Genomic DNA, 25,384 nt, shown 5'->3' with positions numbered 1-25,384 from the left:
GGTTTGAGATTCCGCGAATTGCGCCACCGTTTTGATCCGACGCGGATGCGAAGCCGTATTATTGTGACACACAAGTGAAACGGCCCACACATGAGCAGATTTGACGGGAAAACCATTTGGATCATCGGCGCAAGCGAAGGTCTGGGCCGCGCTTTGGCGCAGGCGCTCAGCCGAAAAGGTGCGTCCCTGATCCTGTCGGCGCGCAATTTGGAGCGGTTGTCCGAGATGTGTTCAGAATTGCCGGATGCGCGTGCGATTCGGTGCGATGTGACCGATTTAGACTCTGTTCGCTCTGCTGTTGCTGAGGTGGGGCATGTTGATGGGCTGGTTTATAATGCCGGTGCGTATGATCCCATGCGTTCGGCCGAATGGGACACCGAGGCGTCTCTCAGGATGAGCGATGTGAACTATCTGGGTGCGCTGCGGGTTCTAGGTGAAACTGTTCCGGGTTTTGTCCGGGCGGGCCAGGGAGAGGTTACTCTGATCGGATCTCTGGCCGGGTATCACGGGTTGCCCGCGGCGATAGGGTATGGCGCCAGCAAGGCCGCGCTGATTTCGCTGGCCGAGACGATGCGGCATGATCTGGCGGGTACTGGCGTGACAGTGCGTATCGTCAATCCCGGCTTCATCAAGACCCGTCTGACCGAAAAGAACAGCTTCAAGATGCCGATGTTGATGACGCCCGAGGATGCGGCGGATCGCGTGGTCAAGGCGATGTCTCACCGCCGTTTCCGTACGGATTTTCCGGCACCGTTTTCCTGGTTCATTCGTCTGATTGACTACCTGCCGGACCTGCTGGTTTATCGTGGAAAATAGACTCTAACAAAACTGTCCCTGACAGAACCAGCCTGCGGACATCGTGCCTCCGTGCCCGTAGAACAACCATAGTCGTTCCCCCTGTTCTGTCACCACCACCCAGTAATCGCGCACCCCGCTGCGCCAGTTGGGGTCATCCAGCCACCATTCCGGCGCGATACGTTCCGGGCCTGTGGCCTGCGCCAGTTGCCAGTCGCGCCCGCGCCAGCGAAAGGTGCAGGGCACATTCGGGGTTTCCGGCGCCATCACGGGTTCGGGCTGCCACATCTGCAAAGGCCGGGGGCGCGGTGGGGCAGGCCAGTCGCGCGCAGGTTCCGACCATGCGGCTGCCAGCGTTTGCGCCGTTTTCTCGGGGATATGAGAGGCCGCCGGGTGCCGCCGCGTGATTGCATCCAGCCCCACCCGTGCGCCCAGCTTGCCGATCAGATCATCCACCGCTGTATTGCCCTCAAGCCGGTTACGGGCCACACGGCGCGCTTCGGCATGACCGGCGATGGTGCGGGCATGGATGGGTTCCGTCTGGATCGCCTCAAGCCGCAGCATGTCGATGCCATAGCCTGCGTCGATCTTGTCAATTTTCATCTCTAATAAAGGGCGAATGCGATTTTTGTCATAGGTCGGGCGTGCAAGGCCGATCTCGATAACCTCAGCGGCCTGATCGGCCCGGTGGGCTTCCAGACGCAGCGTACGGACCCCGCGCCCCTTCTCTTCCAGCTTGGTGCAGAGCGTTGGCAGAATCCGATCGACGGCAGCCATCACGTCTTCGACCAAGCCAATCGGGTTGGGCAGAGTCATCCGCACCGCAAAGTGATGTGGCGGACGGGCGGGCGAGACCGGCTCGGGTGCGCTGCCCATCGCTTGATCCAGGCGCAGCACCAGCCCGCGGCCGAACCGCCGTGCCAAACTGGCACGCGGCTGTCCCAGCAAGTCTCCGATCCGGCGCAGGCCCAGACGATTCAGTTGCGCCACAACCTGATCTTCAAGCCGCAGCGCCGCAATGGGCAGAGGGCTGAGCGCGCCATAGGCCTGTCCCGGCTCGGCAATCCGCGCGCCACCGCCCAGCGCCATCGCCTGTGGCGCGGCCCCGCCCTTGGTCCAGTGCCGCCGCTTGCTTGCCCGGGCGCGGGTGGCGCGAGCCTCTTGGGCAATGGCATCACCGTTGCGATCGGATGTGGCCTCTTGCCCGGCATAGCGGGCCAGCGCCCAGGCCGCGCCCAGCGTGTCGGCGATGCCCATCTGCACGCTCAGGCCCATGTCGGCACAGTCGGTTTCAAGCACGACCAGCAAGGCCTCTTCACCGCCGAACAGATGGGCGCAACCCGACAGGTCAACGATCAACCCGTCCGGAGCCTCTTCGGCCACCCACGGGCTGAACTTGCCCGCCCAGCGGCGCAGCGCGGTCAGAAACGCGGCCTCGGTCGGGGCGTTGCGGGGGCGGGTGATCAGGCTGGCGCACATGGCATGGGCATCGCGTACCGGCTGGCCCACGCGCAGACCAGCGGCCTGTGCCTCGGTGTTTAGCGAGGTGATGACCTGCATGTTCGACTGTTCGGTCACAACGGCCAAAGGTCCGCCATGCAGGCCCCGCGCAGCGCGGATCAGCCGTTCGGCCCCCAGACGGGGGAACCACAGCGAGAGTATTCGGCGTTTGGGCATCGGGCAGACATCAAAATGTTCTCATTTTGTTCTTATTCGAGAATCACCTGCCGAGTCCACGCTTACCCACAGGTCAGACGCTGAATAACACCGGCGCCGTCCACATAGACGTTCAGCCTGTCGATACGGTAATCCTGTGTGGCGATGCCATCCGGACCCAAGACACGAGACCGTTCGGGAAGATCGGCCTGAATCGCTGAAACGGGCTGGCCGACGGACTCGGCAAAGGGCTCGCCCTTGCAAAATGCCAGATCAACAGGTGCGTCTTCTGAAGTGGCGGCAACTTCCTGCGGAATGCTTGTGTCTGCGCAGGCCGCCAGAAGGATCAAGATGGGGATAAAACGGTGCATTGGCGTTCCTCATTCTGGCAATGTCGTTTCTGCAATATCAAATAATTAGCCAACCTGCCAAGAAAGCACAGTTGAAAACACCCTGTATTTGACGCAGGGTCGGGGCAAAAGTGACAGGGAGAAAAGTACCATGCGTACCCGTGCTGCCGTCGCCGTACAGGCGGGCAAACCTTTGGAAGTGATGGACGTGAACCTAGAAGGCCCAAAGGCGGGCGAGGTTCTGGTTGAAATCAAGGCCACTGGCATCTGCCATACGGACGAATTCACCCTGTCGGGTGCCGACCCCGAAGGCCTGTTCCCGGCCATTCTGGGCCACGAGGGCGCCGGCGTAGTGGTCGAGGTCGGCCCGGGCGTCACCAGCCTGAAGCCGGGGGATCACGTGATCCCGCTCTACACCCCGGAATGCCGCGAGTGTGAATACTGCCTGCATCCTAAGACCAACCTGTGCCAGGCGATCCGTGAGACTCAGGGCAAGGGGCTGATGCCCGACGGGACGTCGCGTTTTTCGACCTTGGATGGCGATCCGATCCTACACTACATGGGCTGCTCGACCTTCTCGAACCACACGGTCCTGCCTGAAATCGCACTGGCCAAGGTGCGCGAGGACGCACCCTTCGACAAGATCTGCTATATCGGTTGCGGCGTGACCACAGGGATCGGCGCGGTGATCAACACCGCCAAGGTGGAAATCGGCAGCCGCGCCATCGTGTTTGGTCTGGGCGGTATCGGCCTGAACGTCATTCAGGGCCTGCGTCTGGCCGGGGCCGACCAGATCGTCGGTGTCGACCTCAACCCGTCAAAGGTTGAGATGGCCACCAGGTTCGGCATGACCGATTTCGTCAACCCGTCCGAAGTTGAAGGTGATCTGGTGCCTTATCTGGTCAACCTGACCAAGGGCGGTGCGGATTATACCTTTGATGCCACCGGCAATGTTGGCGTGATGCGCGCGGCACTAGAATCGGCACACAAGGGATGGGGCGAATCGATCATCATCGGCGTGGCACCTGCTGGGGCCGAGATCTCGACCCGTCCGTTCCAACTGGTGACCGGGCGGTCTTGGCGCGGCACCGCCTTTGGCGGCGCGCGCGGGCGCACGGATGTGCCCAAGATCGTCGACTGGTACATGGACGGCAAGATCGAGATCGACCCGATGATCACCCACACCATGGGTCTGGACGACATCAACCACGGCTTCGATTTGATGCATAAGGGTGAAAGTATTCGCTCGGTCGTAGTTTATTGAGACTCTATTCAGAGGTTTTTCGACAACGGCGCGCTGAGTGGTGCGCCGTTTTTTGGAACTACTTTCCGGGCCTTGTGGCCCCGGTATCCGACCGCGGTGATCGCACGCGCAGAACAGGGGTGTTGACTGAGGTGGTGTTGGCCCGGCTTTCTCGCCACACAACATAGATGCCTGACGCAATGATAACACTGGCGCCGACAGCAACCCAGATGTCAGGGCGTTCACCAAAGAAGATCATGCCAAACAGCGTCGCCCAAATGATCTGGCTGTACTGGCTGGGGGCGACAACACCGGCAGGTGCAGCGCGATAGGCCAGAATGATCAGGTGCTGGGCGATCACCGAGAACACCCCAACCAGCGCCATCATCGCCAGATGCAGCAGGGATGGCGGCTGATATACAGCGGGTTGGGCAACGCTCATCACAGCAATAGCCAGCAGCATCGGGTACAGGATCAGAACGGCCGAGCGTTCCTCATTTCCGATCTTGCGCACAAGCACCGAAGCAAAGGCGCTGCAAAAAGCAGCTGTCAGGGCGGCGAGGTGGCCAAGGGTGATGTCGGTCGTACCGGGGCGCAGAACGATCAGGACGCCGATCAGGCCGACGCCAACCGCGGCCCAACGCTGGGCGCGGACCACCTCACCCAGTATCGGGATCGACAAAACGGTGACGATCAGCGGGAAAGAAAACAGCAACGAATAGACTTCGGCCAGTGGCAGGACGGAAAAGGAATAAAACGCGCAGGACATTGCCGTGACCATCAGGCCTGACCGTAATAGAACCAGCCATGGGTGGCGGGGTCGAAAGTTTCCGGTCGTTCGGTCGGTCAGGATCGTGACGGCCATTGGGACAAAGGAAAACAGTGTGGCGAAAAAGATGATCTGCAGCACTGAATAGATACCACCCAGCACTTTGATCAGCGCATCGTGACTTGCAAAGACCGCAAAGCCAAGAAATGCATAGCCAAGCCCCCGCAGGGTGGTGTTCTGAGCGCTCATCGGTCTGGCCTCGGTCAATGTTGGTGTGGTGGCGATATGCCTTAGCAGCGCGGGCGGAGTTCCCGGCTGTCTTCCTTTCTGCTTACCCACATTTTGAGAGCGCGAACAGCCCCAATTTTATCGCTAACATATCAAAGCCGCCATGATTGAGATCATCGAAGGATGGGCGGCGCGTCCTTGGGCTGGCGGGCTGATTGCACCCCGGCCTTCATCCCAACACCGATGCGGCGCGCCAGAGCGACCCATGGTGTGGCGGTTTCAGTAGGCAGGGTCTGGGTGGCGACCTGTTCGAACAGGTCCAGCCAATGGGCGAAAAATTCGGGCTTCACATCTGGTCGTTCGATATGGACCCGCTGTGGATTGCCGTCATAGCTGCGTTCAAACAGGATGGCGTTGCGCCAGAAGGATGCGATCTTTTCCTCATGCGCGGACCAGTCGGTGACGTGGTTGGCGAATACGGGTCCAAGTACCGCGTCCTGCCGCACACGGGCGTAAAAGGCGCGAACCTGTGCGTTGATCTGCTCGGGCGTCGCGGGAAAGCGCGGTGGAAGGGTTGGTCTGGTCATGGTGGCCTGTTTTCGACTCTGTTTTTGGCAGATAGGCGGTTCCGGCGTTATGTGACAGAGGTGGTATTGTCGCGCCCATCCGGTGTCAGCAGATGCCGCAGCAGGGCCACCGGATGCGCGCGCAGGCTCAGGCGGGTGGCGACGTAATCCTCGACCACCTGCTCGCCCAGCGTCATTTGCGGCAGATAGGCTTCGGGCTCGTCCAGCGCCTCGCCCTCCAGATCCTGTGAGAACAGCGGCAGAGGCTTGGTAGTGGCAATCGCCTTGGCCTGCCACAAGGCCTCGCGCCGGGTCAGGCCGCAGGTGGAAAAGGCATCGGCCTCGGCCAGCCGTTCGATCACGGACGGGCCCAGCCCGGCGCGGCGCCAGACATCCTCGACCTGGGTGTAGCCATTGCCGCGCGCGGCGGTCAGCCAGCTGGCGTCCTCTTCGCTGAGGCCCTTGATCTGGCGAAAGCCCAGCCGGAGGGCCAGCCCGCCGTGGCCGTCGGGCTCCATCACGTTGTCCCAGAAGCTGGCATTGATGCAGACCGGGCGCACCTGCACGCCATGCTCGCGCGCGTCGCGCACGATCTGGGCGGGGGCATAGAACCCCATCGGCTGCGAATTCAGCAGCGCGCAGGCGAAGATGCCCGGATGGTGGCATTTGATCCAGGCCGAGGCATAGACCAGCAGCGCAAAGCTGGCCGCGTGGCTTTCGGGGAAGCCGTAGGACCCGAACCCCTCGATCTGCGAGAAACACCGCTCGGCAAATTCGGCGTCATACCCGTTGCGTTTCATCCCACGCAGGAACAGCGCGCGGAATTCGCTGACATTGCCGTGTTTCTTGAAGGTTGCCAGCGAACGGCGCAGCCGGTCCGCCTGTTCCGGGGTGAAGCCTGCGCCAACGATGGCGATCTGCATGGCCTGTTCCTGAAACAGCGGCACGCCCAGCGTTTTGCCCAACACCTCGCCCAGTTCGTCCGAGGGGAAGCTGACCTCCTCCTCACCATTTCGCCGCCGAATATAGGGGTGGACCATGTCGCCCTGGATGGGGCCGGGTCGGATGATGGCGACCTCGATCACCAGATCATAGAAATTGCGCGGCCGCATCCGGGGCAGAAAGTTCATCTGTGCACGTGATTCCACCTGAAACACACCCACTGAGTCTGCCTTGCAGAGCATGTCATAAACTGCCGGGTCCTCGGGCGGCAGAGTGGCCAGCGTATAGCTGGTCTGGTGGTGCTGGCCAATCAGATCAAACGCCTTGCGGATGCATGTGAGCATTCCGAGGCTCAGGACATCGACCTTGAGGATGCCCAGCGAGTCGATGTCGTCTTTGTCCCAGCAGATGACCGTGCGGTCCTCCATCGTGGCGTTCTCGATGGGGACAAGTTCGTCCAGACGGCCCTCGGTGATGATAAACCCGCCCACATGCTGGGACAGGTGACGGGGAAACCCGTCGATTTCATAGACCAGCATTAGAGTCTGTTTCAGCCGCCGATCTTCGGGATCGAGGCCGATTTCACGCATGCGCTGGGCTTCAAGGCCTGCGGCGGAAAAGAACCCCCAGAGCTGCGAAGACAGGGCGGAAATCGTGTCTTCGGTCAGCCCCATGGCGCGGCCCACCTCGCGGATGGCGCGCTTGCCGCGATAATGGATCACCGTGGCGCACAGTCCCGCACGGTGGCGGCCATAGCGTTCATAGATGTGCTGGATCACTTCTTCGCGGCGCTCATGTTCGAAATCGACGTCGATGTCGGGCGGCTCGTCCCGCGCCTCGGAGACGAAGCGTTCGAACACCATGGTGCCCATCTCGGGGCTGACCTCGGTGATGCCAAGACAGAAACAGACGACAGAGTTGGCCGCTGAGCCGCGCCCCTGACACAGGATGCCGCGCGAGCGGGCGAAATGGACGATGTCGCGGACGGTCAGGAAATAGGGTTCGTATTTCAGCTTTCCGATCAGGGCGAGCTCATGCGCCAGCATCTTTTTTGCTTTCTCCGACGCGCCCGCCGGATAGCGCCATTTCAGCCCCTCATGCGCCAAACGATGCAGGCGTTGGGTCGGGGTTTCCTGTTCGCTGCCCTCGCTGGGGTACTCATAACGCAGCTCATCCAGCGAGAATGTGAGCTGTTCGCTGAGTTCATGCGCGCGGGCGACAGCCCCCTCATAGCCTTTGAAAATGCGCAGCATCTCGGCCTCGGACCGCAGGCGTTGCTCGCCATTGGCAAGCGCCTCGCGGCCCAGCTCATCGACCTTGCGGCGCAGGCGGATGGCGGTGAGCACATCACCCAGCTTGCGGCGCGTGCCGTGATGCATCATCGGTGCGGCGCTGGCGAGTGTGGGGAGGCTGAGTTGCTTTGATTCAGTCTCTAATAAAGAGAAATATATGCCATCTGCGCCGTCATACCGGGGGTGCATCAACAGATGTATCCGCCCGGCAAAGCGGCGCGTCAGCTGTTGCGCTTGTGTCCGCCATGTGCCCGCGCCGCCCGGAGACCGGGCCGTTTGTGGCCACAGCAGCAGGTGGAGACCGTCGGAAAACTCCAGCAGGTCGGACAGGTGCAGGATGCAGTCGCCTTTTTCGGCGCGCAGACGGCCCTTGGACAGGATGCGGCACAGATTGGCCCAGCCCTGCCGGTTCAGGGGCAGGGCGGTAACCGTGGGTGCGTCGGTAAAGATCAGCCGTGCCGCCGGTATCAGGCGGGGCACCGCGTGGATCGGGTACGAGGGCGGTTTGGGGATGTGATCGGGGCAGGGTGGGCCTATGGAGGTGTTCTGCGCCTCCCACTCCAGCCGTTCGCGCACCTTGCGGGTGATCTCGCGCGCCTGCGTATGGGCGCGGACGATGCCTGCGACCGAGTTGTCATCAGCGATGGCGATGGCGGGCAGGCCCAGGGTGACGGCACGCTCCATATACTCCTCGGGGTGGGACGCCCCGGTGAGGAAGGTGAAATTCGACGTGATCGACAGCTCGGCATACATGACGATTCCATATTATATTCACGTTTTGTTCTTTTTCGAGTCCTTTGCGCAGGAAACGGGTCGCTTGGGCCTGATCGCATGGGCATGGTCAGCGAAAAGGAGACCCGAGATGTTCAAAATCACCGCTCTGCCAACCGACGAAGTCCGCGACCTTCAGGCAGGTGGCCCGGATGCGTATGGTTCAACGCCGGAACGCGCCATTTCGACGGGCGCCGGCAACCCGTGTCGCCATTGCTTGCAGAACATTCCCGAAGGCGAAAATATGCTGATACTGGCACATCGGCCTTTTTTAGAGACACATCCCTATGCGGAAACCGGACCGATCTTTCTGTGTGCCACGCCGTGCGACCGGTATGAGGGAGACACGCTTCCCGAGATTCTGACCTCCTCGTCCGAATACCTGATCAAGGGTTACGGTGCGGATGACAGGATCGTCTATGGCACCGGGGCGATCACGCTCAGCGACCAGATCGGCGCAAAAGTGGCGGACATCTTTGCCCGCGCAGATGTCGATTACATTCACGTCCGGTCTGCTCGAAACAACTGCTATCAGGCGCGAATAGACCGCGCCTAAAGCTTGACCCGGTGCATCCCGCGGCGTGGCTGATCCTGATCATCCATCGGGGCATCACCTGTGCGGCTGGATGTCAGCGCCAGGAACACATCCTCCAGATCCGCTTCTTCAGTGCGGACGTCGCGGATGCGAATACCTGCGGTGCGCACGGCTTCCAGAACCTGCTCGGCGCTGGTCTGGGCGCTGCGATATTGCAGTACAAGGCTGCCATCATCGCGCAATGTCGCCGCAACGCCTTCTGCTGTGGGCAAATCGGTAACTGGGCTGTCCGGCACAATCACCATTGTCCGGCTGTCCATGCGCCCCAGCAGATTTGCGGTACTGTCCTGAGCGATCTTTTCGCCGTGGTTGATGATGGCGATTTCGTCACACATCTCTTGCGCTTCTTCCAGATAGTGGGTGGTCAGGATAATCGTCATACCCTGTTCGTTCAGCTTCCGCACATTGGCCCACAGCATCTGACGCAGTTCGATATCCACGCCTGCCGTGGGTTCGTCCAACACCAGGATTTTGGGGTGATGGACCAGCGCCTTGGCCAGTAGCAGCCGCCGCCGCATCCCGCCCGACAGCGTGCGGGCATAGGCCTCGGCCTTGTCGCTGAGGCCGACCAGTTCAAGGATTTCATCGCTGCGGCGTTCGGATTTCGGAACGCCGTACAGGCCTGCCTGTACTTCCAAGGCACCACGCGGGGTGAAGAACGGGTCAAGGTTCAGTTCTTGCGGCATGACACCAATCGCGGCGCGGGACTGTCGCGGATTCTGATCCTGATCGAAACCCCAGATCGATACACGGCCCGAAGACTTCACCACCAACCCGGCGAGAATATTGATCAGGGTCGATTTCCCGGCGCCATTCGGGCCCAGAAGTCCAAAAACCGAACCCCTGGGAACAGTCAAATCAATGCCTTTCAGCGCGTGTTTCTCAGGCTGACCCTTGCCGCCACGATATGTCTTGCGCAGACCTTCGATCCTGATTGCCGCATCGCTCATGTGGCTCTTGCCCCCGGATTGCTCATCGCTCATAAACGCACCTAATGCATGCCCGCGAGGCCGACAACCGAAGAAGGATCGCTAGCCGTGACCATCGAAGCGCCGGAAACCAAGATCGTCGAAACCGACCGTGTCGCCTGTGACGGCGGCGAAGGCGCATTGGGCCATCCGCGCGTCTGGCTGCAAATCCCCGAGGATACAGGCTGGGTCGAATGCCCGTATTGCGACTGTAAATATGTGCTGAAGGGTACCGAACAGGGCTGATTGCCCGACTAACCGGGTTTTGCCCAAATCTTGCCTCGGTTATCATGTTAGTGCTTTGGCGCAACCAAAGCAGGGATACGTGATGACCGGAATTTCGGCCACTGACAATGTTAACCCGGTTTTCGGCTGGGTTGGGTTCTGCATCGCGTCTTTGGCGTTGTTTGCTGCGTTGTTCGTTTTCTGGGCGGGGCCCTTTGTACCTCAGCAGACTGCGGGTGTGTCGCTGGGCGAACTGGCGGCCGAGATCGGCAAATCGACCCTAAGGGCCGCCGCGGGGATGGAACAACCCGAGCCTGTTGCCCGCGCCCGCGATCTGGATGATTTCCTGCGGATCGGTGTCGCCATGCTTGGCGGGCTTGCGATCGTCATCTCGGCCGTTGGCATCCTGCGTCACGAAAAGCGGCGCCCCGCCATCGCCGGAATGGTTATCGGCACGGGGGCAAACCTTTTTCAGTTCTTTGCCTTTGCATTTTTTGCTTTCCTTGGCGTGTTGGTAATCATGGCTTTGCTGAACAGTTTCTCTGACGTCTTCTCGGGGCTGTTTGGCGGTTAGGCTGCGTTCTTGGCTGGTCAGCCGCGCGACCCTGTGGCAGAACCGTCCCTGACCGATAGGGAGCGCGCGCATGAGCAAATTCGGAAAAGGGTGTCACCTGCATCTGATCGACGGATCGGCTTTTATTTTCAGGGCCTATCACGCGCTGCCACCGCTGACCCGCAAGTCGGATGGTTTGCCGATTGGGGCGGTGTCCGGGTTCTGCAACATGCTTCAAAAATATGTCGAAGGGAACGCCGGGCCGGATGCACCGACGCATGTGGCGGTGATATTCGACAAGGGCTCGCACACATTCCGGAATGATCTGTACGACCTTTACAAGGCTAATCGCGAAGCGATGCCCGAGGACCTGCGCCCGCAAATACCGCTGACCCGTGAGGCGACAAAAGCGTTCAACATCGCCTGCAGGGAACTCGAAGGTTATGAGGCAGACGACATCATCGCCACTCTCGCCGTGCAAGCGCGCGAGGCAAGGGGGCGCGTGACCATCGTAAGTTCCGACAAGGATTTGATGCAGTTGGTCGGTGACGGTGTCGAGATGCTCGATGCGATGAAGAACAAGCGTATTGATCGGGACGGGGTGATCGAGAAGTTTGGAGTTGGCCCCGAGCGCGTTGTTGATGTTCAGGCGCTGGCCGGCGACTCCGTTGACAACGTGCCGGGCGCTCCGGGCATCGGGGTCAAGACGGCTGCCCTTCTGATCAACGAATACGGTGATCTGGAAACACTGCTGGACCGTGCTGAAGAAATCAAACAGCCCAAGCGCCGGCAAACCCTGATCGAAAAGCGCGATCAGATCGAACTATCTAAGAAACTGGTGCAGTTGGACGAGAACACGCCGCTGGATTTCACGCTGGATGACCTTGAAGTGCGGGAGCCCGATGCAGAGACCCTGCTGGGTTTTCTGGCGGATATGGAGTTTCGCACACTGACCAAACGGATTGCAGACAAGCTGGGGGCCGAAGCACCGGTCATCGCCGACGCACCGGTGCCTGCGGCCAAGGAAGTTGAGGCCGAGGCGATTCCGTTTGACGCGGAGAAGTATGAATGTGTCCGTGATGCAGTGGCTCTGCAAAAGTGGATTGATCAGGCCCATGAGCGCGGCTGGGTTGCGGTGGATACCGAAACCACCGGTCTGAATGAAATGATTGCCGATCTGGTCGGTATTTCGCTGTGTGTCGAGGCCGGAGAAGCCTGTTACATCCCGCTGACTCATCGCGATGGCGCAGCGGATGATCTGTTCGGCTCAGATGCGCTGGCTGAAGGGCAGATGCCGCTGGATGAGGCGCTGACACTACTGAAACCGATGCTAGAGGACCCCTCGATCCTCAAAATCGGGCAGAACATGAAATACGACGCCAAGATATTCAGGCGTCACGGCATCAATGTGACCCCCATCGATGATACGATGCTGATGTCCTACGCCATGCACGGTGGCGAGCATGGGCACGGGATGGACACATTGTCCGAGAGATACCTGACACACACACCGATCCCGATCAAACCGCTGCTGGGGTCGGGCAAGTCTGCAATCACCTTCGACAAGGTGCCGATAGACGAGGCCACAGCCTATGCCGCCGAGGATGCCGACATCACCCTGCGCTTGTGGAAACTGTTCAAGCCGCAGCTTCACCGCGTGCAGGTGACAACTGTCTACGAGACGCTTGAACGCCCGCTGGTGCCGGTTCTGACGGAAATGGAGATGCACGGCATAAAGGTCGACCGCGATGTGCTGAGCCGTATGTCCAACGCTTTTGCACAGAAAATGGCCGGTTTAGAGGCTGAAATCCACGAGCTGGCCGGAGAAACCTTCAACGTCGGCTCGCCCGCGCAATTGGGCGAGATCCTTTTCGACAAGATGGGTCTTGAGGGCGGCAAGAAGGGAAAGACCGGCAAGTATTCGACCGGCGCCGATGTGCTGGAAGATCTGGCGACCGAGCATGAATTGCCGCGCCGGGTCCTGGACTGGCGTCAGCTGTTCAAGCTGAAATCGACCTATACGGACGCGCTACAGACCCATATCAACCCCGACACGGGCCGGGTACATACGTCTTATGCTATCACCGGGGCGAATACGGGGCGTCTGGCTTCGACCGATCCCAACCTGCAGAACATCCCGGTGCGCACCGAGGAGGGCCGCCGCATCCGCGAGGCCTTCGTGGCCGAGCCGGGCAATGTGCTGGTCAGTCTCGACTACAGCCAGATCGAGCTGCGCATCCTGGCGCATATCGCCGACATTCCGGCCCTGAAACAGGCGTTTGCGGATGGGCTGGACATTCACGCGATGACGGCGTCCGAGATGTTCGACGTGCCGCTGGATGAGATGACGCCGGATATCCGTCGTCAGGCCAAGGCGATCAACTTTGGCGTGATCTATGGCATCTCGGGCTTCGGTCTGGCACGCAACCTGCGCATCCCGCGGGCCGAGGCACAGGGATTCATCGACCGCTATTTCGAACGCTTCCCGGGCATTCGCCAGTATATGGATGACACGGTGACATTTGCCAAAGAGCACGGCTATGTCCAAACCCTGTTCGGGCGCAAAATCCACACGCCCGAGATCAACGCCAAGGGGCCACATGCCGGCTTCTCGCGTCGGGCGGCTATCAATGCGCCGATTCAGGGCACAGCGGCGGATGTGATCCGGCGCGCGATGGTTCGAATGCCGGGTGCGATCAATGGGCTGCCCGCCAAAATGCTGTTGCAGGTCCATGACGAATTGTTGTTCGAAGTGGCCGAAGACGCGGTGGATCCGCTGATCGACGTGGCGCGCGACGTGATGGAAGGTGCGTCCGACCCGGCGGTGAGGCTGGATGTGAAGCTGAATGTGGATGCCGGCCAGGGTGCGAACTGGGCCGAGGCACACTAGCGGCGCTGGGTCAGCCCCGTGGCCTGACCCACCCTTCGACCATACGTTTGACCGAAGGTCCAAGGACCAGGATCACCGTGAAAGCGATGGGCCAGCAAAAGGCCCAGGACGCCATCCAGTCACTAAGCGTTTCAGGGTGGAACCCTACTGCTTTGACTGTGGCGATTCCGGTGACAATGCACGACATCAGGCCTGACATGATCAGTCCAAAGATGGCATGGGCAAAGCGGGCAGGGATCATATCGGACATCCTCGAAAACGGGTCGCCCGATATGTGCGCCATTCGTGCAGCGATTTCCAGACGGATGACCGGTGTTAACGTCGCATCCATGCCAGGGTCGCAGCCGTTCGAGTGGTTGAAGGCGTGTACTCGGCACTGACCCAACCGACATAACCGGTATCGTCCATTGCCTCGAAAAGCTGCGCGAAATCCGTGGGCCCGCGCCCCGGTTCAGAACGTTCAGGGGCGGCCCCGATCTGGGCATGGACAACATTTGGGTGAAAACGCTCCCAGACGGCCAACGCGTCGCCGTGGATCATGTGCGCGTGAAAACTGTCATATTGCAGACCGACATTCGGGCGATCCACACTGCCCAGTACCTCGGCCGCCAGATCATAGTCGTTCAGAAAATAACCGGGTTGGGAAATCGGATTGAGGGGTTCGATCGTGAAAGCCTGGTGCGGCGCGATATCGGCGGCCCACTGTAAGTTGTGCACGAAGCAGTCCATCGCATCCGTCCCGACAGCGTATCCCAACATGATGTGAATGAAGCCCGGCTTCAGCACTTCGGCATAGCGCAGAACGCGGCGGATATCTGACTGAAACCGAGCAGCACCGCCCGGGGTGGCGGCATAACCCGGTGCGCCACCGGTATAATTCGGCGGAGGGGCGTTAATCAGAACCAAATCGAGCCCGTTGGCCAGCAAGGCACGTTGGGTTTCTTTTGCCGCAAGTTCGTAGGGAAAGAGAATCTCGACCGCTTGGAACCCGGCGTCTGCGGCTGCCCGAAACCGGTCCAGATACGGAAGTTCGGCAAAGAGCAAAGAGATATTCGCGGCGAATTTTGGCATGGCGGCCCTTGGAAAGCTGGTGGGCCGACCTTATCCGCGCACAGGTTTCTGTGAAAGTGACAGAAAACGACAGTTTGTCGAAATTCGACCAGATCGAACCAATGAAATCGGAAACGCTTTTGGTATCACGGCGAATCATTTTTCCGGCGCCGTGCCAATAGAAGGTTCGAAACGATGGCGATGAGCCCAGACCCCGTACGCGGGAACAGCCTTTCTGCGTCCGCGGGGCAGTATTCTGCCTTGTCGGGCAACGGGTTGGCCGTGGCCTCGATGCTGACCTGGGCGGCCGGGTTTCCGGCGGCCGAAGTGCTGTTGCAAACATGGCCGCCTGTTGCCTTGTTGGCCGCGCGACTGGCGCTGGCCGTATTGGTGATGGTGCCGGTCTGGGTGATCATGGACGGACCGCACCGGGTTGTTTCGGCCCGCTGGGGTCATGCAATGATCGTCGGTGGCTTTGGGATTGGGTTGGGAATGTTCCTGCTGATCATAGCGCAAAAGCTGACCGACCCGGTGACGGTGGCAATCATCGTCTCTTGCGCGCCCTTGGTGGCCACATTGCTTGAATTGGCTGCTGGCACACGCCGGTTGAAGTGGAACTTTGCGCTGGGCGTACTTGTGTCGATTGTCGGCGGGCTGATCGCCACCAGCGCTCTGGCTCCGGCACAGTTGGGCCTGGGCGCGGCCTGTGCAGTTGTGTCAACGGTGCTGTTTTGCTGGGCGAGCATGGCAACCGCCCGGGACTTCCCCGAGCTCAGCCAGACGGGGCGTACGACGATCACCTTTGTCGGAGGACTGGCTATGGCGTCGCTGCTGATATTCGGATCGGCTCAATTTGGCATGGAAGTGAAGCCTGCAACTGCATTTGATGTGCAACAGGCAGGCATGTTGATGATCTATGCGCTCATTTCCATGGGCCTCAGTCAGGTATTTTTCATCACCTCCGTCGGCAAGCTGGGCGTTGCATTGGCCTCTTTTCACATCAATGTTGCCCCGTTCTACGTCATGTTGATCATGCTGATGATAGGGGACGAGTGGAACTGGACCCGGGCGCTGGGTGCGGGCGTTGTTGCATTGGCTGTCGTGCTGGCACAGGATCGCGCGCCCCGGTCAGCTCAGGTCGGCTGAGGGGATCAGGCCAAAGAACTGCCCGCCTGACCAAACACCAAACCAGCCGTCATGATGCGTTCCGATCTCGACGAGGCGGTAGAAGCTTTTGCGATCTATGCGGGCTTCGAGGTTGGCGCGGATCAATATGTAGGGTGAGGGTTCTTCCGTTTCCGGGTCAATAACAATCCGGATTGGATGGTCAACTCCGGCCACGGCCCTGTCGCCGACATGGGTTGTGAAGGTCAGAGACTGGTTCTTGCCATCCCCGTCCCGGTCGAAATCCACAGCAACAAACGGCGCGTCTTCGACAGTGATTCCCACCTTCTCGACAGGCGTGACGAGGTAGTATTTGCCCTCCTCCTTCTTAAGAATTGAGGAAAAAAGCTTCACAAGCTCGAAACGGTTGATGGGTGAGCCTAAATAACTCCAAGTGCCATCTATTGCGATCTTGATGTCCAGATCGCCGCAAAACGGAGGATTCCAGAGGTGAACGGGCGGTAAACCCTTGGTTTTGGCCGCTTTGACTGATGCCGCCAGACCATCAGGCGAGGGTTTCACAGGTTTTTGTCCGCTCATTGCTTTTGCCATTTCCTCTCAGCGCGATACACTTCAATCATATTACTCCACGGAAGGGAAAGTCATGACCGAACCTGCCGACCTCGTAGCCGAGATCGAAGCGCTGGAAAACAAGCTGCAAGAGGCCAAGGCCTCGATCACCCGCCGCTTCATCGGGCAGGAGAGGGTCGTGGACCTGACTCTGACCGCGCTTTTGTGTGGCGGCCATGCCCTTCTGATCGGTCTGCCGGGGTTGGGCAAAACGCGTCTGGTCGAGACCCTGTCAACGGTGATGGGCCTCCATGGCAACCGCATTCAGTTCACGCCCGACCTGATGCCCGCCGATATTCTGGGCTCTGAGGTGTTGGATACTGCCGACGATGGCAGCCGCCATTTCCGTTTCATTCCCGGCCCGATCTTCTGTCAGCTGTTGATGGCGGACGAGATCAACCGGGCAAGTCCACGGACCCAGTCGGCGCTGTTGCAGGCGATGCAGGAACGTACAGTGACCGTAGCGGGTGAGGATCGTTCATTGGGTACACCGTTCCATGTGCTGGCAACGCAAAACCCGATTGAACAGGAGGGCACCTATCCGCTGCCCGAAGCTCAGCTTGACCGATTTCTGGTGCAGATCGATGTCGAATACCCCGACCGTCAGACCGAGCGGGATATTCTGCTGGCCACAACCGGGGTTGAAGAAGACGAAGCGCATCAGATTTTCAGCAAGGAAGAGTTGCTGGCTGCGCAGGTCCTGTTGCGTAGGATGCCGGTCGGAGAATCCGTCGTTGAACTGATCCTTGATCTTGTCCGAGCCTTCCGTCCTGAAGAAACAGGAGTATCCGAGCGGGTTGCCGAAACCGTGGCCTGGGGCCCGGGTCCTCGTGCAGCGCAGGCGCTGATGATGACGGTGCGGGCGCGTGCGATGTTGCAGGGACGTCTGGCACCCAATGCCGAAGATGTTCTGGATATGGCGCGCCCGGTGCTCAGCCATCGGATGGCACTGAACTTTGCGGCACGGGCGCGCGGTGACAGTCTCGCTGATCTGATCGACTCGACCGCTGTTGGACTGATCCGAACCGAGGCAGCGGCGTGAATGCCGCGCTGACCCTTCGTGAAAGATCTGAAGCCGAGGCATCACGGCTGCCGCCCCTGTTGGCGCGGGCAGAGCATTTGGCAGGTACCGTTTTGCTGGGCGACCACGGTCGACGGCGGTCCGGTATGGGGGATGATTTTTGGCAATACCGCCCGGCCCAGATCGGCGATAGCCGTCGTATGATAGATCATCGCCGCTCGGCTCGTGGGGATCAGCAATTTGTACGTGAACGGGAGTGGCAGATCGCGCAATCCGTGATGCTTTGGGTCGATCAGGGGGCTTCGATGCGGTTTGCGTCCGACATAACCTTGCCCACCAAGGCGGATCGCGCCCGCCTGTTGGGGCTGGCGACCTCGATCCTTCTGGTGCGCGGCGGTGAACGTGTCGGCCTGACAGGCACGACCTTGCCGCCCCGGCGCGGCAATGCGCAGATCATCCGGCTGGCGCAGGCCTGGACCGAGGATGATCAAACGGATTACGCCCCGCCTGAACACCGTGCCATGATCCCACATGCCCGCGCCGTGTTCATCTCTGATTTTCTTGGTCCCATGGACGAAGTCGAACTGGCCCTGACCAAAGCTGCCGACCGTGGCGTGCGCGGCGTGGTTCTGCAGGTGCTGGACCCGAGCGAAGAGTCGTTTCCCTACCGTGGCCGCACCGTTTTCGAAAGCGTTGGCGGTTCTGTCCGACATGAAACGCTTAAGGCCGCAGAGTTACGGGACCGTTATCTGGAACGCCTCGCGCGCCGCAAGGACGCGCTGACGCAGTTGTGCCGAGCGACGGGCTGGCAACTGGGCCTGCATCATACCGGTGATAGTGCGCAAGCGGCTCTGTTGTGGCTCTATCGTGCGCTGGACGGGGGAACGCGATGACGGTTCTGGCGGGCATCGGCTTTACCGCGCCCTGGGTTTTGCTGGGTCTTCTGACCCTGCCGATCCTGTGGCTCATCCTGCGGGCCGTACCGCCCGCGCCGATCCGCCGGATGTTCCCGGCGGTAACGCTTTTGTTGGGTCTGAAGGATGACGAAAGCGTTTCGGACCGCACCCCGTGGTGGCTGCTGCTGCTGCGGATGTTGGCTGCTGCTGCGATCATTTTCGGGCTGGCAGGGCCGGTCCTGAACCCATCTCGGGATGAAACCGGAACCGGGCCTCTCCTGCTGGTTCTGGATGCCAGTTGGGCCGGTGCCACGCGCTGGCCGGCGACACTGGACCAGATAGAGACACAATTGTCCGAAGCCGGGCGCGCAGGCCGAACTGTTGCGATTCTGCGCCTGACAGAGCCGGAAACACCTGTTTTTCAGGCCGCAGAGGCATGGCAGGGGCGTTTACCCGGACTGACCCCTCACCCCTGGCAGCCGAATGCGGATCAGATTGCTCAGACCATTGCCGCGTTGAACGCCGTTGAGGGCGGGTTTGATACCCATTGGTTCAGTGACCGGTTGAACTATTCAAACCACGCTGAACTGGTTTCAAGCTTGCTGGCGCGCGGTGAAGTGACGGTCTATCAGGCGGCGTCTCGGCCCGTTGCGATCCTGCCAGCGGCCTATCACGACGGGCTGATCCAATTGACCGTACAGCGTGCAGGCCCCGGACCGGAAGACCGTGTGACGGTTTTGGCGCAAGGACGTGATCCGGCGGGAACGGCCCGGGTGTTGCATTCTGTTGAGCTGACCCTTGAAGCCGGCGAAACCACGGCGCAGGTCGATTTGGCACTGCCGTCGGAGTTGCGCGCCCGTATCACGCGGTTTGAGATTCAGGGCCAAAGGTCCGCCGGGGCCGTGACCCTGACCGATGACAGTCTGCGTCGGCGCGAGGTTGCACTGATTGCCGGAACCCTCAACCGTGAAGGGCTGGAGCTGTTGTCGCCTCTGCATTACCTGACACAGGTCCTGATCCTGACCGCGGATTTTGTCGATGGCGGCCTGCTTGAGGTTCTGCCCGCCAACCCGGATGTGATCGTCCTGTCGGACGTGGCGCAGATGTCGGAACCGGAAAAGGCCGCGTTGATCGAATGGGTCGAACAGGGCGGCCTGCTGCTGCGTTTTGCCGGTCCGCGCATGGCGGCCAGCGATCTGGGGCGGGACACCGAAGACACCCTGTTACCGGCGCGGCTGCGCAGCGGTGGGCGATCCGTCGGCGGCGCGATGAGCTGGGGTGAAGCCAAGACGCTGGCTCCATTCCCTGAGAACTCTCCTTTTTACGGCTTGGCTATCCCGAATGACGTGGTTGTCTCGACACAAGTCATGGCCCAACCAGACCCTAATCTTGCGGATCGCGTGATTGCTTCGCTGTCCGACGGGACTCCGTTGGTGACGCGCAAGGCACTGGGGCTTGGGCAGGTAGTGCTGTTTCACGTCACTGCGGATGCCGAATGGTCCAGCCTGCCGCTGTCAGGCCTGTTCGTCGAGATGCTGGATCGTTTGGCCGTGGCCTCAGCAGCCAAATCGCGGCAAGAAGCGCAGTTGCAGGGCACCACGTGGGAACCGGTTCAGATCATGGACGGGTTTGGAGCCTTGTCGGATGCTGGAACGCTGGCAGGTGTGGATGGGGTTCAGCTGATCTCGGGCCAGATCGGGCCAGAGTTGCGTCCGGGTCTCTATGAAAGCGGCAAACAGAAGCTGGCATTGAACGTGGTCTCGGAAGAAACCGAGCTGCGCCCGGTGATCTGGCCCGCCAATGTGCCGATCAAAGGGCAGGAGGTCAGCACGGAAACCCCGCTTGGTGGACTGTTGCTCAGCCTCGCACTGATCTTGCTGACGGTTGACGTAATTGCCTCTCTGGCTCTGTCGGGCAGGTTGGGTCTGGCCCGAACGACGGCTGCGGCGCTGGCAGCTTTCCTGCTGGTGCCTGAAGTACAGGCGCAGACGCCCGAAGATACCGAGTTCGCCTTGGCGGCAACGCAAGAACTTGTGCTGGCGCATGTGCTGACGGGTGACGCGCAGGTCGACGACATTGCCGAGGCCGGAATGCGGGGCTTGGCGCAAACCCTGTTCTTTCGCACCTCCGTCGAACCGGCGGACCCAATCGGCGTTGATCTGGAACGAGACGAGCTGGCATTCTTTCCGCTGCTTTATTGGCCCATTACACCGAACCAGCCGCAACCTTCGGCTGAGGCGTATATCAAACTGAACGCATATTTGCGCTCGGGTGGGATGATCCTGTTTGACACGCGTGATGCGGACATCGCCGGTTTTGGCACATCCAGCCCGAATGGCCGCAGGTTGCAACAACTGGCCGGACCGCTGAATATCCCTGCATTAGAGCCGATTCCCCGCGATCATGTCCTGACCAGAACATTCTATTTACTTCAGGATTTCCCGGGTCGCTATTCCGGTACCGAGGTTTGGGTCGAAGCTGCGCCCGGGGATGCAGAACAGATCGAGGGGATGCCTTTCCGCAACCTCAATGACAATGTGACACCGGTGGTTATCGGAGGCAATGACTGGGCCGGGGCCTGGGCTGTGGATCGTAACGGGCAAGCCCTGTTGCCTGTCGGTCGCGGCTATGCCGGGGAACGGCAACGCGAACTGGCAAATCGGTTTGGCGTAAATCTTGTGATGCACGTTCTGACCGGGAACTACAAATCCGATCAGGTCCATGTGCCCGCACTTTTGGACAGGTTGGGACAATGACCGGAACCGTCATATTCGACCCACTGATTCCGTGGCCGTTTTTGGCTGCTGTGGGGGCGGTTGCCGCTGTTGGAGTAGGTCTGGCCTTGTGGCGCGGCTTGTCGGGCTGGGCCCTGCGGGGATTGGCAGCTTTGGTTGTCATCGCTGCACTGTCCGGTCCGGTCTATCAGATCGAAGACCGTGCTCGGCTGACCGATATCGTTTTGATGATCGAGGATGAAAGTGCCAGCCAGACACTTTCGGACCGGGCCCGGCAAACTGCCCAGGCCGCCGAAGAACTGGCCGCTGAGATTGAGGCACGAGATAATACGGAACTGCGCCGCATTCGGGTCGGCGACGGTGAGGGGGATGAGGGCACGCAGGTCATGGCTGCCCTGAATGAAGCTCTGGCCGAAGAACCGCGCGCGCGCATCGCAGGCATTCTGGTGGTATCGGATGGGCTTGTGCATGATGCTGATCAGGCCCCGGAATTGCCAGCGCCGATGCATCTTCTGCAAACCGGGCGTGCAGACGACTGGGATCGCAGGCTTATCGTCCGAAATGCACCTGCCTTTGCCATCATCGGAGAATCAGTGACTTTGACCCTGCGCGTTGAAGACAGCGGAGCAGCCCCCGCGGGTGCCGCGACAGCGCCGCTGGAGATTTCCGTGGATGGTGGCGAGCCGCAGCAGCTGAGTATTCCAATCGGTCGGGACGTAGAACTGCCTGTCACTCTGCCGCATGGCGGGCGCAATGTGATCCAGTTTTCCGTGCCTCAGGCCGAAGGTGAGTTGACCGACCGCAACAATACCGCGCTGATCCAGATGAACGGCGTTCGGGATCGCCTGCGTGTGTTGCTGGTCTCGGGTGAGCCGCATCCCGGTGGGCGCACATGGCGTAACCTGCTGAAATCCGACAGTTCCGTAGACCTGGTGCACTTCACCATCCTGCGTCCGCCCGAGAAACAGGACGGCGTGCCCGTCGATGAACTGTCACTCATCGCTTTCCCAACGCGTGAACTGTTTCTGGAAAAGATCAACGATTTCGACCTGATCATCTTCGACCGCTACAAGCGGCGGGGCATCCTGCCGGCGATCTACCTGGACAATGTCACCAACTATATCAACGATGGCGGCGCAGTTCTGATTGCTGCCGGTCCCGACTTCGCAAGTGCAGATAGCATTTTCCGGTCGCCGCTGGCGCCTATATTGCCTGCTCAACCTTCCGCGCGTGTCTTTGAGGAACGTTATGTGCCGATGGTCAGCGAGTTAGGTCAGCGCCATCCGGTGACAACAAATCTTGGCGATCCCGCGGATTGGGGCGCCTGGTTGCGCCAGATTGATGTGAACCATCGCTCGGGCGAGGTACTGATGACAGGCATTGACGAACGCCCCTTGCTGGTTCTGGATCGTGTGGGCAAAGGGCGTGTTGCAATGCTGGCTTCGGACCATGCCTGGCTGTGGAGTCGCGGCTTTGAAGGTGGAGGCCCACAACTGGAGCTTTTGCGCAGGTTGGCCCATTGGATGATGAAGGAACCCGAACTTGAGGAAGAGGCGCTGTGGGCCGAAGCCAACGGACAATCCATGCGCATCATTCGACAGACGCTTGGGGATGACGTGGGTCCGGTGACTGTGACGCGCCCGAACGGCGAAACGCTGGAAATCACTTTGCAAGAGGTCTCTCCGGGGCGGTTCGAAGCGTTATACTATGGGCCCGAGATTGGTCTTTATCGTTTGCAGGAAGGCGACCACACGGCCGTGATTGGCCTTGGCCCCGCCGCGCCGAAGGAATTTGAACGCACCATCGCTACAGGGGATATCCTTGAACCGGTTCTGGCCAATATGCGTGGCGGCGTGATCCGGCTGGAAGATGGATTGCCGTCGATCCGAAACGTGCGCGCCGGGCGTCCAGCGGCCGGTCGGGGCTGGATCGGTCTGACGCCGCGCGATGCCTACGAGACAAGGGATGTGACCCAAGCGGGGCTGCTGCCTCCTTGGCTGGTTTTGCTGTTGGCAGGTGGTTTCCTGTTGGGAGGTTGGCTGCGTGAGGGGCGGCGCTAATCGATCCTGATTGCGACCCTGTCGGACTGACCTTGAGAATCCACCACGACAAGTGAGGTGAAACCGGCCCCCGGATTGGGGATTTTGAACTCTCTTTGCCGCTGCCCGGTCAGCAAGGGCACTCCATCTGCCAGTACGGAAAACGGTCCGACGCCGCCACGCAGTTTGACCGTCAAAGGTGCTCCGAATGTCTCTAACACAGCGTTATTGGGAGGAAACAGCAAGTCCGGCGCGGAAGGATCATCTTCGAAAGCTATTGTGCGGGGGCGAAATCGCTGCAAAGGTTGCGGCAATTGGGCAGCGCCGACAAGCAGGGTCGAGGGCGGCGGTGGACGCAGGGGCGTGAGGTCGGGTTTCAACAGGTTGAAAGCCTCGGCCAGAAGCGGCGCGGCAAGATCGCCCCCAAATGCACCGGGAACAGGCGTTCCATCAGCCCGTCCCAGCCAGACCCCGATGACGTGCCGCCCGTCAAAGCCGATGGCCCAGGCATCGCGGTGGCCATAAGATGTGCCGGTTTTGTAGGCAAGCGACCCTGTTGCATTGCCCGCCGGTGGCGAAACCCCGGCCAGAATGTCCGCAACCTGCCAGGCAGAGGTTTCTGACAGAACGCGCTGAGTTTGCCGCGCCTCCGCAAGCGTATCGTGAAACAGGATCGGGCCTGTGCCACCAGCCGCCAGAGTGGCGTAAACCTGAACCAGATCGTGCAGGCTCAACCCCACGCCGCCCAAAGAAATCGCCAATCCGGGTGTGCCACCATTCAGACGCGGTTCCGAGCCGGCCAACCGCAATGCCGTCATCACACGAGCGGGCCCCAGTTCATTCGTCAGCCGCACAACGGGGATGTTCAGCGACAATTGCAATGCATCCCGCACCCGGACATCTCCACGGAATGCGCCATCAAAATTGCGCGGCGCGTACCGACCGAACATGACGGGGCTGTCGCTGATCAGGGTCTCGGGATGGGCCAGCCCCTGATCGAAGGCCAGCCCGTAGACCAGAGGTTTCAGGGTCGATCCGGGAGACCGTACGGCCCGGGTCATATCCACGAACCCCTGACGCGCATCTTGATACCCGGCAGATCCGACCGATGCCAGAACCTCGCCGCTGCGATGATCGGCCACGATCAGGGCCCCGGAAACGCGCGGTCCGACACGGGTGGCGGCCTGGGCCACCAAGGTTTCCAGCCGGGCCTGCAATCCGGCATCCAGCGTCAGGTCGAAGGCTCGGGTCGCGGGCGCTTGCCGCGCCACACGGTCAGTCAGATGTGGTGCAAGGCGCGGAAACGAATTCATCCGATCCGGAAGAGCTTCGGTCAAAGCCACGCGCGCTTCAACACCGGTCAGGACGTTATGGCGTTCAAGCCTGCGCAGCACCCGGTCACGCGCTTCTCGGGCGGCCCCTGGGTTACGATCCGGACGTCGTGCTTCCGGAGATTGCGGTAACGCAACCAACAGGGCTGTCTGTGCAGGGGTCAGCCGGGCGGCGTCCTTTCCAAACCACGCGCGGGTGCCGGCGCGGAGTCCTTCCAGATTACCACCATAAGGGGCATGGGTCAGATAAAGGTTCAGGATTTGCTGTTTGCTCAGGCGCCGCTCCAACGCCAATGCGACTCTGATCTGGCGAAATTTTCCGCTCCAGCGCCCGGTCGGGCCATCTTCGATCAACCGTGCCACCTGCATGGTCAGGGTGGACCCACCCGACAAGTTACGCCCGTTCCACAGGCTTTGCCCAGCGGCCCGCAGCATCGCGATGGGGTCCACTCCGGCGTGGGTCCAGAACCGTTTATCCTCGTACCGGATCAGCATGGCGATGAAATTCGGATCGACTGCGCCGGGCCGTAGTCGCCAGATGCCATCCTCGACTGGAAGTGCACGCAGAAGGTCGCCATTCCGGTCTCGCATCTCGACCGAAGTTCCAGCCAGAACGGGAGGGAGGGTTGTGGCGTCGACCCAGCGGTCAACACCATCCCGCGCCAGTGCCGTCAGGTAGAGTGCTCCGGCCAGCGCAAACAAAAGCCGCGACCGCCTAGGCATGACAGCCATCCA

21 protein-coding genes are annotated in these 25,384 nt (G+C 60.5%); 11 read left to right on the top strand and 10 right to left on the bottom strand.

Going from position 1 to position 25,384, the window contains the following annotated elements; translation table 11 throughout:
• Positions 1-90: 90 nt before the first annotated feature.
• Complete coding sequence (locus AC2FLP_RS14180) at positions 91-816, top strand: SDR family NAD(P)-dependent oxidoreductase (protein ID WP_117871596.1); 726 nt, start codon at positions 91-93, stop codon at positions 814-816.
• A 3-nt stretch (positions 817-819) separates the two neighbouring features.
• Here the strand turns inward: AC2FLP_RS14180 and AC2FLP_RS14175 are convergent, their stop codons facing one another.
• Positions 820-2,472, bottom strand: coding sequence for a Y-family DNA polymerase (locus AC2FLP_RS14175; RefSeq protein ID WP_496674479.1), 1,653 nt, complete (start codon positions 2,470-2,472; stop codon positions 820-822).
• A 62-nt stretch (positions 2,473-2,534) separates the two neighbouring features.
• A complete protein-coding gene (locus AC2FLP_RS14170) occupies positions 2,535-2,822 on the bottom strand; it encodes an I78 family peptidase inhibitor (RefSeq protein WP_117871601.1) in 288 nt (95 codons plus the stop codon).
• A 130-nt stretch (positions 2,823-2,952) separates the two neighbouring features.
• Here AC2FLP_RS14170 and AC2FLP_RS14165 point away from each other — a divergent pair, with 130 nt between their 5' ends.
• Complete coding sequence (locus tag AC2FLP_RS14165; RefSeq protein ID WP_117871603.1) at positions 2,953-4,065, top strand: S-(hydroxymethyl)glutathione dehydrogenase/class III alcohol dehydrogenase; 1,113 nt, start codon at positions 2,953-2,955, stop codon at positions 4,063-4,065.
• Positions 4,066-4,123: 58 nt separating this feature from the next.
• Here the strand turns inward: AC2FLP_RS14165 and AC2FLP_RS14160 are convergent, their stop codons facing one another.
• From AC2FLP_RS14160 to AC2FLP_RS14150, 3 genes are all read right to left on the bottom strand, one after another.
• The gene (locus AC2FLP_RS14160) at positions 4,124-5,062 is read right to left on the bottom strand and encodes a DMT family transporter (protein ID WP_117871605.1); all 939 of its coding nucleotides are present in this window, start codon (positions 5,060-5,062) and stop codon (positions 4,124-4,126) included.
• A 152-nt stretch (positions 5,063-5,214) separates the two neighbouring features.
• Entirely contained in the window at positions 5,215-5,628 is a 414-nt protein-coding gene (locus AC2FLP_RS14155) for a group III truncated hemoglobin (protein WP_496684376.1), read from the bottom strand.
• A 47-nt stretch (positions 5,629-5,675) separates the two neighbouring features.
• Positions 5,676-8,594, bottom strand: a complete 2,919-nt coding sequence (locus AC2FLP_RS14150; RefSeq protein ID WP_496684373.1) for an error-prone DNA polymerase — start codon at positions 8,592-8,594, stop codon at positions 5,676-5,678.
• 109 nt (positions 8,595-8,703) lie between these two features.
• Between AC2FLP_RS14150 and AC2FLP_RS14145 the strand changes: the two genes are divergently transcribed.
• Positions 8,704-9,168, top strand: coding sequence for a DUF1203 domain-containing protein (locus AC2FLP_RS14145; RefSeq protein WP_117872934.1), 465 nt, complete (start codon positions 8,704-8,706; stop codon positions 9,166-9,168).
• Here the strand turns inward: AC2FLP_RS14145 and AC2FLP_RS14140 are convergent.
• Positions 9,165-10,157 (bottom strand): ABC transporter ATP-binding protein, encoded by a 993-nt coding sequence (locus AC2FLP_RS14140; protein ID WP_117871611.1) that lies wholly within the window; start codon positions 10,155-10,157, stop codon positions 9,165-9,167. The genes AC2FLP_RS14145 and AC2FLP_RS14140 overlap by 4 nt on opposite strands.
• An 87-nt stretch (positions 10,158-10,244) precedes the next feature.
• On the opposite strand from AC2FLP_RS14140, the gene AC2FLP_RS14135 reads away from it, so the two are divergent.
• The 3 genes from AC2FLP_RS14135 to polA all read left to right on the top strand — a co-directional run bounded on the left by AC2FLP_RS14135 (position 10,245) and on the right by polA (position 13,843).
• The gene (locus tag AC2FLP_RS14135) at positions 10,245-10,421 is read left to right on the top strand and encodes a zinc-finger domain-containing protein (protein ID WP_299899654.1); all 177 of its coding nucleotides are present in this window, start codon (positions 10,245-10,247) and stop codon (positions 10,419-10,421) included.
• A gap of 82 nt (positions 10,422-10,503) precedes the next feature.
• The gene (locus tag AC2FLP_RS14130; RefSeq protein WP_496684370.1) at positions 10,504-10,974 is read left to right on the top strand and encodes a hypothetical protein; all 471 of its coding nucleotides are present in this window, start codon (positions 10,504-10,506) and stop codon (positions 10,972-10,974) included.
• A 70-nt stretch (positions 10,975-11,044) separates the two neighbouring features.
• Positions 11,045-13,843 (top strand): DNA polymerase I, encoded by a 2,799-nt coding sequence (gene polA / locus AC2FLP_RS14125; RefSeq protein WP_496684367.1) that lies wholly within the window; start codon positions 11,045-11,047, stop codon positions 13,841-13,843.
• A gap of 10 nt (positions 13,844-13,853) precedes the next feature.
• On the opposite strand, the gene AC2FLP_RS14120 is transcribed toward polA, so the two are convergent.
• Together AC2FLP_RS14120 and AC2FLP_RS14115 are read right to left on the bottom strand one after the other, a co-directional pair.
• Positions 13,854-14,174 carry a DUF2798 domain-containing protein gene (locus AC2FLP_RS14120; protein WP_366140778.1) on the bottom strand — a complete coding sequence of 107 codons (321 nt, stop codon included), beginning with the start codon at positions 14,172-14,174 and terminating at the stop codon, positions 13,854-13,856.
• A complete protein-coding gene (locus AC2FLP_RS14115) occupies positions 14,159-14,914 on the bottom strand; it encodes a hydroxypyruvate isomerase family protein (RefSeq protein ID WP_496684364.1) in 756 nt (251 codons plus the stop codon). The genes AC2FLP_RS14120 and AC2FLP_RS14115 overlap by 16 nt, the downstream gene beginning before the upstream one ends.
• 174 nt (positions 14,915-15,088) lie before the next feature.
• On the opposite strand from AC2FLP_RS14115, the gene AC2FLP_RS14110 reads away from it, so the two are divergent.
• Positions 15,089-16,039, top strand: coding sequence for a DMT family transporter (locus tag AC2FLP_RS14110; RefSeq protein ID WP_299899648.1), 951 nt, complete (start codon positions 15,089-15,091; stop codon positions 16,037-16,039).
• Here the strand turns inward: AC2FLP_RS14110 and AC2FLP_RS14105 are convergent.
• A complete protein-coding gene (locus AC2FLP_RS14105) occupies positions 16,022-16,597 on the bottom strand; it encodes a DUF1285 domain-containing protein (protein WP_496684361.1) in 576 nt (191 codons plus the stop codon). The genes AC2FLP_RS14110 and AC2FLP_RS14105 overlap by 18 nt on opposite strands.
• Positions 16,598-16,661: 64 nt before the next feature.
• Here AC2FLP_RS14105 and AC2FLP_RS14100 point away from each other — a divergent pair, with 64 nt between their 5' ends.
• From AC2FLP_RS14100 to AC2FLP_RS14085, 4 genes are read left to right on the top strand one after another with little or no spacing between them, the layout of a single operon-like run.
• Complete coding sequence (locus AC2FLP_RS14100; RefSeq protein WP_117871625.1) at positions 16,662-17,669, top strand: AAA family ATPase; 1,008 nt, start codon at positions 16,662-16,664, stop codon at positions 17,667-17,669.
• On the top strand, positions 17,666-18,541 hold the full coding sequence (locus AC2FLP_RS14095) for a DUF58 domain-containing protein (RefSeq protein ID WP_299899644.1): 876 nt from the start codon (positions 17,666-17,668) through the stop codon (positions 18,539-18,541). The genes AC2FLP_RS14100 and AC2FLP_RS14095 overlap by 4 nt, the downstream gene beginning before the upstream one ends.
• Positions 18,538-21,300, top strand: a complete 2,763-nt coding sequence (locus AC2FLP_RS14090; protein ID WP_496684356.1) for a DUF4159 domain-containing protein — start codon at positions 18,538-18,540, stop codon at positions 21,298-21,300. The genes AC2FLP_RS14095 and AC2FLP_RS14090 overlap by 4 nt, the downstream gene beginning before the upstream one ends.
• Positions 21,297-23,339, top strand: coding sequence for a hypothetical protein (locus AC2FLP_RS14085; RefSeq protein ID WP_299899641.1), 2,043 nt, complete (start codon positions 21,297-21,299; stop codon positions 23,337-23,339). The genes AC2FLP_RS14090 and AC2FLP_RS14085 overlap by 4 nt, the downstream gene beginning before the upstream one ends.
• Here the strand turns inward: AC2FLP_RS14085 and pbpC are convergent.
• Positions 23,336-25,372, bottom strand: coding sequence for a penicillin-binding protein 1C (gene pbpC, locus AC2FLP_RS14080; RefSeq protein WP_299899639.1), 2,037 nt, complete (start codon positions 25,370-25,372; stop codon positions 23,336-23,338). The genes AC2FLP_RS14085 and pbpC overlap by 4 nt on opposite strands.
• Positions 25,373-25,384: the final 12 nt, after the last annotated feature.

Source organism: Ruegeria sp. CDSA141 (assembly GCF_059612005.1).
Note: the sequence above shows the minus strand (reverse complement) of the source record. Positions and strands in the feature narration are given on the sequence as shown.